The 11678-nt window shown below is 46.2% G+C and carries 12 protein-coding genes and 1 riboswitch; of the genes, 8 read left to right on the top strand and 4 right to left on the bottom strand.

The genetic code is table 11. From position 1 onward, the window contains the following. Window positions 1–158: 158 nt before the first annotated feature. Window positions 159–980 (bottom strand): pyrroline-5-carboxylate reductase, encoded by an 822-nt coding sequence (gene proC, locus K7399_RS09670; RefSeq protein ID WP_051575207.1) that lies wholly within the window; start codon window positions 978–980, stop codon window positions 159–161. Window positions 981–1064: 84 nt separating this feature from the next. After that, window positions 1065–2366, bottom strand: a complete 1302-nt coding sequence (locus K7399_RS09665; protein WP_051577918.1) for an O-antigen ligase family protein — start codon at window positions 2364–2366, stop codon at window positions 1065–1067. A gap of 184 nt (window positions 2367–2550) precedes the next feature. Between K7399_RS09665 and K7399_RS09660 the strand changes: the two genes are divergently transcribed. The 3 genes from K7399_RS09660 to K7399_RS09650 all read left to right on the top strand — a co-directional run bounded on the left by K7399_RS09660 (window position 2551) and on the right by K7399_RS09650 (window position 5822). Continuing rightward, window positions 2551–3543, top strand: a complete 993-nt coding sequence (locus K7399_RS09660) for a Gfo/Idh/MocA family protein (protein WP_028976994.1) — start codon at window positions 2551–2553, stop codon at window positions 3541–3543. Window positions 3544–3873: 330 nt separating this feature from the next. After that, the gene (locus K7399_RS09655) at window positions 3874–5442 is read left to right on the top strand and encodes an FAD-dependent oxidoreductase (RefSeq protein WP_051577919.1); all 1569 of its coding nucleotides are present in this window, start codon (window positions 3874–3876) and stop codon (window positions 5440–5442) included. 5 nt (window positions 5443–5447) lie between these two features. Continuing rightward, the gene (locus tag K7399_RS09650; RefSeq protein WP_028976995.1) at window positions 5448–5822 is read left to right on the top strand and encodes a DnaJ family domain-containing protein; all 375 of its coding nucleotides are present in this window, start codon (window positions 5448–5450) and stop codon (window positions 5820–5822) included. 43 nt (window positions 5823–5865) lie between these two features. Here the strand turns inward: K7399_RS09650 and K7399_RS09645 are convergent, their stop codons facing one another. After that, window positions 5866–6528 carry a cupin domain-containing protein gene (locus K7399_RS09645; RefSeq protein ID WP_028976996.1) on the bottom strand — a complete coding sequence of 221 codons (663 nt, stop codon included), beginning with the start codon at window positions 6526–6528 and terminating at the stop codon, window positions 5866–5868. A gap of 153 nt (window positions 6529–6681) precedes the next feature. Here K7399_RS09645 and K7399_RS09640 point away from each other — a divergent pair, with 153 nt between their 5' ends. Next, window positions 6682–7044 carry an MmcQ/YjbR family DNA-binding protein gene (locus K7399_RS09640; protein ID WP_028976997.1) on the top strand — a complete coding sequence of 121 codons (363 nt, stop codon included), beginning with the start codon at window positions 6682–6684 and terminating at the stop codon, window positions 7042–7044. Between the two features lie 84 nt (window positions 7045–7128). After that, window positions 7129–7215, top strand: a riboswitch (cyclic di-GMP riboswitch). 36 nt (window positions 7216–7251) lie between these two features. Continuing rightward, a complete protein-coding gene (locus K7399_RS09635; protein WP_028976998.1) occupies window positions 7252–8151 on the top strand; it encodes a CAP domain-containing protein in 900 nt (299 codons plus the stop codon). Window positions 8152–8203: 52 nt separating this feature from the next. Here K7399_RS09635 and K7399_RS09630 read toward each other — a convergent pair whose 3' ends face one another. Further along, entirely contained in the window at window positions 8204–8974 is a 771-nt protein-coding gene (locus K7399_RS09630) for a MerR family transcriptional regulator (RefSeq protein ID WP_028976999.1), read from the bottom strand. Window positions 8975–9204: 230 nt separating this feature from the next. Between K7399_RS09630 and K7399_RS09625 the strand changes: the two genes are divergently transcribed. The 3 genes from K7399_RS09625 to K7399_RS09615 all read left to right on the top strand — a co-directional run bounded on the left by K7399_RS09625 (window position 9205) and on the right by K7399_RS09615 (window position 11606). After that, window positions 9205–10122 carry a permease gene (locus tag K7399_RS09625; protein WP_028977000.1) on the top strand — a complete coding sequence of 306 codons (918 nt, stop codon included), beginning with the start codon at window positions 9205–9207 and terminating at the stop codon, window positions 10120–10122. Next, window positions 10119–10967: a TIGR03943 family putative permease subunit gene (locus K7399_RS09620; RefSeq protein WP_028977001.1), complete on the top strand. Its 849-nt coding sequence runs from the start codon at window positions 10119–10121 to the stop codon at window positions 10965–10967. Before K7399_RS09625 ends, K7399_RS09620 begins: the two co-directional genes overlap by 4 nt. 129 nt (window positions 10968–11096) lie before the next feature. After that, complete coding sequence (locus tag K7399_RS09615; protein WP_028977002.1) at window positions 11097–11606, top strand: type 1 glutamine amidotransferase domain-containing protein; 510 nt, start codon at window positions 11097–11099, stop codon at window positions 11604–11606. The last annotated feature ends 72 nt before the right edge of the window (window positions 11607–11678 follow it).

Here is an 11678-nt window from a genome sequence, read left to right as displayed (position 1 = left end):
TTAACTTAAGGTTAACTGCAACAGAAGGTGTGTTAAAGCTTGCAAGATCATCATAGCATCGTTTTGCCATTGATCAATCATTCTTGTCATATAATCTGACCTACTATTTTATCCTTGCTGTTTATTTTTAACTTTTCGTGTTTGCAAATCTCACATCATCATTTGGAAAACGGTGCGCTCATTTCTTTTGCACGGACGATTGCTTGATGAATACAAGCATTGACCGCTTCGCGAACGGAATGATTGTCCAGCGTATCAATGCCAGCCTGTGTCGTTCCCCCTGGTGTTGCAACGGCATTCAAAAGATCAGATGCAGATTTCTCAGATCGCTTCAGAAGGTTTGCTGCACCAAGCAAAGTTTGCTGTACGAGAAGAGCAGAGGATGCTTCAGACAATCCTTCACGAACGCCGGCTTCTTGCATTGACTGAGCGAGGTAATACAGATAAGCAGGACCGCTTCCTGCGACCCCTGCGATGACATCAATGTCGTTTTCCGTGACAACCGAGACGGTTCCGACGGTTTCAAACAACTGCTTTGCAAGCTTCAGCTGCGTGTCCGATACGCATGTGCCCGCAGCGATTCCAGTTGCTGAAAGGCCAATCGAAGCGGACGTATTCGGCATGGCGCGCACGATCGGCAGGTCGACGCCGGCTGCCGATTGAATGAATGCAGTTGGGACGCCGACCATCAACGTAATGATCAGCTGATCGCGGTTCAGAAACGGTTTCATTTCCGCGACCGCTGCTCCTGTATCGGCAGGTCGGAATGCGAAGATGATCAGGTCAGCATTTTTAAGGGCAAGGGCTTTATCCTGAGTTGTATGCACATGATACGTTTTTTCAAGATCGGCTAACCGTTCTTTATTGGTATGGTTGTTCATCCATACCTGATCTGCTGCGATAAACTTTTTATCTAAAAATCCTTTAAGCAATGACTCCGCGAGTTCGCCGGAACCAATGAATGCGACTTTTTCAACCAACAGTAGCTCATCCTCTCAATCAGCGTTTTCACTGTAGAAATCGATTTTTCACAAAGATTACCGCTATCATAACATTTATGAAGGTTACCTGCTAGAGACATCTTTTGCTGGCTGCAGCGTCGCCGGTTCATGGGCATGACGTTTTCGAAACAATGTCCGCCGTTGAAGCAGTGCTTCGCTTAACGTGCGGTGCAGGCGCGTCATTTGATTCATTTGTGCTGTAAATCGGGTCCAGTACGAAAGAAGAATCAGCACCATAATCATGACTTGCGGCGATGACAGCGTAAAGTCTAAAATTCCGTACAGAATGATCGTCGGCAGCGCAAACAGGAACAGTGTTGCCGAATAGTTTGATTTCGTATTCATACTGATTTTTTGCACTTTAAAGAGCTGATAGCCGCCGATCAACAGGATCGCGATAAAGAACAGTGCGCAAAAAATACCTGATGAAGATAGAATCGAAAGAAATAGATCATGAGCATGCGGAATCATTGAACCGTTGTTTGCGGAATAAACCCTGAGAAAACCAAAGTTCGTGGCGCCGAAAAACGGATTCTGCTGGAAAATATGCCAGCTGTTTCCCCAAATTTCAAGACGCTTAGCCATCGACGTTTCCGTACCGCTTGATCGCGGCATCCAATTGTAAAGCACTTTCGCACCGACAACGGTAAATAATGCCGCAGGAACGAAGAGACGCTTGCTCAGCTTATAAACAAACAGCAGATGCAGCAGAATCATGATCACAAAACCGGCACGCGAGCCCGTCTCATAGATTGCAAAATCAAGCAGAGGCATGAGCATAAGCGACAAAAAGATGGTCATTTTCTTTTTCAATTGAATGGCACGGAGCAGCTCCACCGACAAGCAGGCAACCGCCAGGATGAGCAGGTAGCACGCATAGTTCGGATTGAAGGTCGAGCCGTAGAGTCTCGGGATCCCTTTGTAGCCAAAAAGAAAATGACCGGTCATAAATGAAACGGCAGTACCGATCAATGAATCATCGGGAATCAAGACGAGCAGTTTTTCTGAAAAGAAAATATAGACGCCGCCCCAAATCGTGATCCATGCAAATTGTCTCAAACGGAGCTGTTCAGGACGGCGCAGTAAGAATAAGTAAATACCAAAATAGCCAATCAGCATCGCTGTTGAAAGCAAGTCAAAAAAACGTCCGCTGATTAAAATAGACCCGAGAGAAGCCAAGACAGTCATGGCCAGAAAGATGCTGATCAAATCAGTAGGCAGTGCTTTTTTTGCTGCGAACTGATCGTACAACATTTTAACTGCACGACAGACAAACCATGCCATTCCAATTGGCGGGAGTATATAGAGTAAAATCAACCCAAGAATGATTGGTTGTTGTTTGACTTTATCAAGTGCGTACATCATAAATTCGTCCTCCGAACGGTGTTTTCGTTTCTTCTGCATCATTACTTATACTGTAAAACAATCACGAATAGGTTATTTATGGGGAAATTTATATATTTTAAGATTTTGTAATGAAAGGGCTGTCATGAACGTGGAATGATCGTTATAATAAACGTTAATGAATGAAAAAAGGCGGAGGATACCGATGAGACTAGCAACGATAGGAACGAGTAAAATTACACAGCAATTTGTGGCAGCGATAAAAAAGACGGGGCGCTTTGACTATGTTGGCGCTTATTCTCGGTCGGGGGAAAAAGCAAAGCAATTTGCCAACCGCTTTGGTGCCGATTTGTCTTTCTCATCATTGGAGCAATTAGCGGGCAGTCAAGCGGTCGATGTGGTGTATTGCGCTTCGCCAAACAGCGTTCATTTTGAACAAGTCGTCACGCTGCTTAAAGGTGGTAAGCATGTCCTTTGCGAAAAACCGATATTTGTAAACCTGAAGGAATTTGATGAAGCGGTACGGATTGCGGATGCACAGCATGTCTATTTAATTGAAGCAATTCGTAACATCCAGACGCCGGTATTTAAGAAACTGAAGCAAGAACTGCCACGCGCCGGACAAATGCGCTCAGCGGTTCTGCAGCTCATTCAGTACTCTTCTCGCTATGATCAATTTAAGCAAGGCAAGATCACGAATATTTTTTCTCCGCAGTTTGCCGGAGGCGCGTTAGAAGATCTTGGCATCTATCCGACCTATGTCGCTGTTGCTTTATTTGGCGAACCACAGGATGCTGTTTACGAACCGGTAAGGCTTACAAACGGTATCGACGGCAGTGGTACGCTGGTGCTCCGCTATCCGGATTTCGTCTGCACCGTGCTCTGTTCCAAGATCGCGCATTCAGATGCGCCGTCGGAAATTCATGGCGAGAAGGGAACGTTCCGATTCAACAATCCATCGACAATTGCGCGGCTTGAATGGATCGATGCCCATGAGAAACAGGTAACGCCTGTAGCCGAGCATTTTGTGGCTGATGATAAAATTTTTGAAATCCGTCATTTCGCTGATTTGATCGAACAAAGCGATCGTGAGGCGTATTTAAAATTGCGTGCGCTCAGCCGAAGCGTTCTGAAAACGATGGAGATGGCGCGAAAGCAATGCGGACTGCTATTCCCAAGCGACCATGCACCAAGGTAATTCAGAAAGGTTCGCAGATGATCGATCGATCGCCGGATCACCAAAAAAGCGATGGCAGTCCGGTCATCCATGTGCGCACAGGTTTCGGCGATTTTGCGTTGCGCTAAAAATAGAGAATGGAGTCCGGATCTGATTCCGGATAAGCAAGCTCCGGCGGGCGCAGTCCTGCTCGGGGCTTGTTTGTTTTGCGGAATTGAACAATCCTTGACATGAGATCTGTAAAATTATGCGAAAGACCGGATTATCGTGCATAGTTCCCTCATCTGCGGAGAAACTCTTTATTAATGAACGTGTACGGATAATGCTTCAAATAAAGGATGGATGATCCGAATGACAGAACAGCAGAACAGCAGCTTCTCAGAAGAGACGTTATCAATCTGGCGTGATACGGTGCACTTGCCAACTTTCAATCCACTTAAGGAGGATCACACAACCGATGTATTGGTTGTGGGTGCGGGCATCACAGGAATTACTGCAGCCTATATGCTCGCCAAACGCGGCGTCTCGGTAACCTTGATTGACGCCAATAAACTGACAAGCGGGACAACGGGTTACACCACAGCAAAAATTTCGGCACAGCACGGATTGATCTATGATCATCTCATTCGAAGTCTTGGCGAAGAAAATGCAGCACTCTATTACCAAGCGAACAAAGAAGGGCTGCATTGGATTGGCAGCCATATAAAGGAAAATGGTCTGCACTGTGATTTTGAGATTCAACCGTCTCTGATTTACGCGACAAATGATCAAGAGGCGAAAGCGGTTGAGAAGGAGAAGAAGGCCTATGATCGACTTGGCATACTCAGCAGCTTAAAGGATTCAGCCGCGCTTCCTTTTAAAGTGAAAAATGCACTGATTATGCCAGGTCAGGCACAGTTCCATCCGCTTATGTATCTGCACGAATTGATTGCTGAACTCGTAAAAATGAATGTGGCGATTTTTGAAGAGACGTTGGCAGAGACAATCGAAGAAACAGAAAAGGAACGGCGCGTGAAGACAAAGCAAGGTTTCACGATCAACTGCCGGGATGTACTGATTTGTTCTCACTTTCCTTTTTACGATCACCGTTTCTATTTTGCACGTATGTTCGCCGAGCGCTCCTATCTGCTTGCCTGCGAAACAGACCGCGCGCTGCCGGGCGGCATGTATCTAAGCGCCGGAAATCCGAAACGTTCGATTCGCGGGCTGCATCTTAATCAAAAGAATTATCTCTTGATTGGCGGTGAAAATCATAAAACCGGCCGCGGCGAATCAATGGAACATCACTATGAACAGCTCGCTTCTTTTGCCAAGCAGCAGTTTGGGCAGACAAAGATTGTTGCCCACTGGTCGGCTCAAGACTTTACTACCCTTGATCAAGTCCCTTATATCGGTCGGATTACAAAAAACAGCCCGCATATTCTTGTTGCAGCAGGTTTTCATAAGTGGGGCATGACAACGGGTACCCTCGCTGCTCAACTGCTTACCGATCTCGTACTTGGACGCGAAAATCCTTATGAAGCACTCTTCAGCCCATCCCGATTTGAGGCAACGCCAATGCTCGCAAGCTTTCTTGCGGAAAATCTGCAGGTTGCCGGGCAACTGATTAAAGGGAAGCTGAGCAGACCCGCACCGTTGAATGAACACCTGCAAAACGATCAAGCGGTCATCGCCGAGTTGCATGGGGAGCGCGTTGGCGCCTATCGAAACGGGAAGGGTGAATTAACCGTTGTTGATACCACTTGCCCGCATTTGGGGTGCGAAGTAAACTGGAATCAAGGCGAGAAATCTTGGGATTGTCCGTGCCATGGCTCGCGCTTCAAGGCGAATGGCGAGGTGATCGACGGTCCTGCAAAAGACGCGCTAACCCTATTTTTCTCAGAAGCAGGCCATGAAAAGAGGGCCGAAAATAAGGAGTGAAGCTCATGGGCATTATTGAATCGATGGCCGAAGAAAAAATACAAGAAGGCTTGAAGCAAGGGGCCTTCGATCATCTTCCCGGCAAAGGAAAGCCGCTGCTTCTTGAAGATCTGTCGGCTGTGCCTAAAGAACTGCGTGCCGGTTATACATTGCTGAAAAATGCGGGGATGCTGCCTGAAGAGCTGCAGATCAGAAAAGAAATGGTGACGCTTAGCGATCTGCTTAAATGCTGTGAGGACGAAAAAGAACGTGCGAAGCTTACGCAGGAGCTTCGCTATAAGCGGCTTAAATTTAATCAGTTAATGGAGAAACGAACTCTGCGGCACTCATCCGTGTTTCGACGCTATCGCGATCGTATTTTCCATAAGTTTCGCTTTTAACTTCTTCAAACGCTCTAAAGCATTAAGTGGGGGTCGTTCACCCTCAACGCTTTTTCCAAATGGACAGCAGCGGCCCTTGTTCTCCATAAACCGGGTCCTGTTTCGCTTTTCCCACCTTACTGATGTTTTCTTTATATTGCGGACTTTCCTTCGTTTGCAGATCATAGTCGCGCCCATCCGGGTAGCCGCCGGCTATTGAAAAATCATTGCTTGCCGAAAGGCGCTTATGACCAGTGCCTGCCGGAAGCACAACGACATCGCCGGCTTTCACTTTGAAATCTTTCCCTTGTTCACCGCCGAGTCTAAGTGTTGCCTCCCCGGAAATTACACCAAGGACTTCATGCGAGGTACTGTGAAAGTGGTGATACGGAAAGACGCCGTCCACCCAGTTGTTGCCCCAATTATTCTTTTTGAATGTGTTCACGATCTGATCCGTTCGACCTTTGAAAGCGCCAGGATAAATCAGCACTTGAAAATAGGGATTGTTGGGAATCGTTCCGTCATCTTTGAAGGTGAAGGTCTGAACCTTGACAAATTTTTGTGAACCCTTCGTACGCGATCCTGATGATTGATCCTGCTGCACAACCTTTGTATTCTGCGACTTGGATGCGGATGAGCTCGTGCTGTCGGAAGCCGCTTGTCCGCCGCCGCAAGCGGCGAGAAGGAGAAGTGGAGTGATACTAGCTGCATGAAACCATTTTTGCACATAAAGGACCTCCTCGAAATTTCATTCACAGTAAGTATAGCACCCAGAATATTAAGAGAATAATCATCTGCTTGGCGCCCTGATGGTGTGAAAAAATAACGCAGATTGCCGATAACTTATGATGAGGGACAAATTTTCTAGCGGAGGCGCGCGATGAGAACGGATTGGATTGATGCTTATTGTCTAGGGAAAAAAGGGGCCAAACAAGACTATAAGCAGGAATGGCAAGCGACGCGCGCGATGATCGGCGGCAAAATGTTTGCCATGCGTGGCGGAGATAAAAACGGGCAGCCGATCATAACGGTGAAGCTGCTTCCTGAGTTCGGCGCGCGTCTTCGAGAGGAATACGATGCGATTGTTCCTGGCTACTACATGAACAAAACGCACTGGAATTCCTTATACTTGGATGCCGATGTGTCGGAGGAACTTCTAAAAAGCATGCTTGATCAAAGCTATTCGCTCGTGTTGCGTTCGCTCAGTAAAAAAATGCAACAGCAAATTGAAAACAAAGCGTGATGCGTCCGCGTACACACCCGATTGAATTAAAAAACAAAGAGTTTGAGAGCATCATGTCAATTGAATACTTTAGAAATGCATCTGTTTTCTAAAGGGCAAAACTGTTGAAAAGCAGTGACGCAAAGCTTCAGGTCTAAGGTGAGAAATCGCTAAGATGGCTGGGCTGCCGTATTTGATGATCAAACGTAAATGAAGAGAGGTTTTTTTATGCGTTTTTTTAAGTATGCTGTATCGGGTTTACTCGTCCTTTTTCTTATCTTTTTCATCTCGTCAAATGCAGACATCGTTTCTTTAAAATCAGCCCATGCATCAATAAGCAAATCACATCTGCAAACGAAGCAGTCGCCTAAAGCAGAAAAAAAGACTGATCCTGCAAAGAAAGCAACCAAGAAAGCAACCACAAAAAAAGCAGCGAAAAAAACGAAGGCTGTGAAAAAAGTGGCAAAGAAGAAAGCAACGCCAAAAGCTGCAAAGAAAACAGTGAAAAAGAAAACCGCTCCGAAGCAGAGCGCTGCAAGAAAAACAGCGAAACGAATAAATAAGAAAACGGTCGATCAACCAAAAAAGACAAATGCAAAACAAGCGCATCACGCGGTTCATCAGCAAAGCAAGCCTACTCCAGTTGCAAGCCAGGCAGCAGCGGCCGCAAAACCTGTTGCTGCTCAACCTCACCCCCAGCCTCAAGCGCAACCTGCATCAGCACAAGATAACCCATCGGTTGAACAGCAGATTGTAGGTCTCGTCAATCAAGTGCGCACGCAGAATGGCCTCGGCAGCTTGCAAGTGAAAGCGGAATTGACGAATGCTGCACGTCAGTGGAGCTCAGGGCAATTCGCGAACGGTGCGATGAGCCATGGCATGATGAATTTTTCGCGGACAACGGTTGCCGGACAGAATGTTGCCTATGCCAAAGGCGATTTAGCAACATTCGGATGGGATCAGATTTGGAGTGCACAGGCGACCATGGATGGCTGGATGAATTCGCCGGAGCATCGTGCCAATATTTTAAAACCTGACTATAAATACATTGGTGTTGGTGTCATTTATGGTCAGAAGAATGGCAGCTCAGACGGTTGGGCATTCTTTACTCAAGATTTCTCCGATTAACCCCTAATGCAAAAAGAGGCTTGGCTCTCGTTAGAGTGTCCAAGCCTCTTTTTTAGTTTTGTTGCGTGTAGATGTTCACTGCATCGCGCAGCATTTTTGCAGCTCCGTTTGCAAGACGGGTGTCGTAATAACTGGTGAAACGCGGATCATCCACATACATTTGTGCGAGCCCTGCATGCGCTTCTTTTGAATAGGTTCCCTCTGGCCAGAAAAAGAACAGCCACTGCCGATGAAGCGCTGCGGCCTTTTGCGCAGCCGTGCTGGCTGGGTCGTTAAGCTGCATCGCTGCGCGCAAGTTCTCGAACATTTCTTTTTCAATCGCTTGTGTTTTTTCATAGTCTGTCTGGCTTAAACCAGCAAATTGTTTATTCGCTTTTTCAATCGTCTTCTTACCATAGTTTTCACGAATTTCTTTACCATATTGACGCTCATTTTCTGCTAACTTTTCTTTCTTGAACGCTTCAAACTTTTCTTGATCGGTCATCTGCATCGCTCCTTTTTGTGCGGCAAGCGTCTGTTCAACCGTTCGGATCAGCTGTTCCAGATGCTGTTTCTTCGCAATCAGTTTCTTGTGATGATCAGTGAGAGCATCTCTGAGATTAAAGTTCGGCGACTTCAAGAGTGAACGAATCTCTTTCAGACTGAACGCGAGTTCGCGATAAAAGAGAATCTGCTGCAGCAGATCAACTTGTTTCGGCCCGTACACCCGATAGCCGGATGGATTGATTCGCTCCGGTTTCAGCAGATCAATTTGATCGTAATAGCGCAGTGTACGGGTACTAACGCCGGCTAAATCGCTCAGTTGTTTAATTGTATAGTTCATTTAAGAATGCCTCCTGACAGGGTTTATACTACGCCTTAACGTTACGTCAATCTCAAGTGTTTTCTTGAATTTTTTTTAGTCAATGATTTTTTCGTGATTCGCGCGCCTCTGTGTTTTGTCAGATCCAAAATGTGGTGGTAGACTTTAAGAGGTCTTGAAGCATGTGTCGTGTTAGCCCCCACTTTATCGAATAGTTATTCTATCAATGGGAATGTGATCGGAGTGATCGTGTGTTCACGGATTCATTTTTGCAGTTAAATACGATTTTTATCAGCATTATTATTGAAGCGGTTCCTTTCATTATTATTGGTGTTTTTATTTCGGCAATCATCCAAATGTTTGTTTCCGAAGCGCTGCTTGCACGCATTATTCCGAAAAACCGCTTCGGTTCGGTTGTGTTCGGGACGTGTATGGGCTCGCTGTTCCCGGCATGCGAATGCGGTATTGTACCAATTACCGAGCGGCTGGTGCGGAAAAAGGTGCCGCTGCAGGCAGCAATTGCCTTTATGTTGGCCGGCCCGATTATCAATCCAGTCGTCCTGTTTGCAACCTATATTGCTTTCGGAAGCAGTTGGCAAATGGTCTTCTATCGCGCCGGACTTGCATTTGCAGTATCGATTGCCGTTGGTCTGCTTGTCTCCTATTTGTTCCCGGAAGATCAGCTCCGCGACTATGTGGACAAGAAGGTTAGCCACTATCATCATCATGAAGCGAATCAGCCGGCGCGCCGCATTACCTTTTTCGATCGCTTTAAAGGAACGATGGATCATGCCGTTGATGAGTTCTTTTCGGTGGGCAAGTATCTTGTTTTCGGCGCGTTGATTGCTGCCGCGATGCAGACCTATATTAAGCAGAGTGTACTGCTGTCGTTTGCCAATACGCCGGTGACTGCGATTCTGATTATGATGGTGCTGGCGTTTATCATGTCACTTTGTTCCGAGGCAGACGCATTTGTCGCTTCATCATTTCGCAGTATGTTTCCGCCGGGACCGCTGACCGCATTTCTGGTCTTTGGTGCAATGGTGGACATTAAGAATCTGATCATGATGCTTTCCACGTTTAAAAAGAAGTTCGTCGCCGCACTGATTGGCTGCATCTTTGTCTGCGTTTTTGTCGGCGCCTTGCTGATTTCAGGAGGATGGTTATGATTCGTTTTCTGATACTCTTTGGTTTTGCCTATCTTTTCCTTCACTTGCATTTAACTGGCGACATCAGTAAATACATCAATATGCGCTATGGGTATCTGTCTTTTTTAATGATTTTCATTATCGGATTCATGGCGGTCTATCAACTGGTGAAGTGGAACATGGAAGGCAGCAAGCAGCATCATACCTCGGAAAAAGCGCTTTTCGGTCATGACCACAGTCATGAGAACAACACATGGTGGAAAAAAACGGTCACTTATGTGCTTGTTATTTTCCCCATTTTAACGGGTTTGTTCCTGCCGGTTGCAACCTTGGACTCGAACATTGTCCGTGCAAAAGGTTTTCACTTTGCTGAAATTGACAATGACAAGGATCAATATGCCAATCATCAGATTCTGAAACCGGACACGAGTCAATATTATGAGAGCAGCACGTATAAAAAGATGCTGCGGCAGGATATGGAGAAGTACAGTCAGCTGAATCAGCTGGATCTGAATGATGATAATTATTTGCGCGCGCTTGAGGCGATCTACAATTATCCAGGTAATTTTACCAATAAGCATATTTCGATAATGGGATTTGTCTATCATGGCGATGCGTTGCAAAAGAATCAGCTGTTTCTGTTCCGATTTGGCATTATCCACTGTATTGCCGATGCTGGTGTGTTCGGATTGATGGTTCAATTTCCACATGCTGTCACGTATAAGGATGATACATGGATTCGCGCGCAAGGAACATTGTCTGAAACGTATTATTCACCGTTTAAACAAACGATTCCAGTGTTGAAGGTGAATGCATGGCATCAGGTGCAGAAGCCGAAGTCGCCGTACGCGTACCGCAAGTACTAAGCAAGCAGATTTGTTGCAGCTGCTTTTCGATCGTTTCTATAATAAAAGGTGAAGAAAAACTTTTCCAGCTGTATAAATGACCTGTGGTGCGGAAAAGGTATTTGAAGAAAAAGGTAAGGAGGATTTTACATGACAAAAAAGATTGCTGCAGTACTTGCTGATGATTTCGAGGACGTTGAATTTACCGAACCAGCAAAGGCGTACAAAGAAGCTGGGCACACGGTGACTGTAATTGGAAAAACAAAAGGGGCGACAATACACGGAAAACATGGCGCAAAGGTTACAGCGGATGCTTCAATTGATGACGTAAAGCCAAGCGACTTTGATGCGCTGCTGATTGCCGGCGGCTATTCACCGGACAACCTTCGTGATGATGACCGCTTTGTGGCGTTCACCAAGGCATTTATGGATGACGATAAAGCGGTTTTTGCGATTTGCCATGGTCCGCAGCTGCTGATTACAGCTGACGCTGTGAAAGACCGCAACATTACCGGATACAAATCGATTGCCGTTGATTTGAAAAATGCCGGCGCTAACTATAAAGATGAAGAAGTTGTTGTCTGCCATAATCTTGTGACAAGCCGTACGCCTGACGATATCCCGGCGTTTAACCGGGAAAGCCTGAACGTATTAGCCTAACTGCTTTGTGGCGATGAAGAACCCGCGTATATTCCGACCTTACGGAATATACGCGGGTTTGTTTGTGTAGGG

The sequence above is a fragment of the Sporolactobacillus terrae genome (assembly GCF_019930545.1).
Lineage (GTDB): Bacteria > Bacillota > Bacilli > Bacillales > Sporolactobacillaceae > Sporolactobacillus > Sporolactobacillus terrae.
The sequence above is the reverse complement of the archived record's forward strand: the minus strand, read 5'-3'. Positions and strand labels throughout refer to the sequence as shown.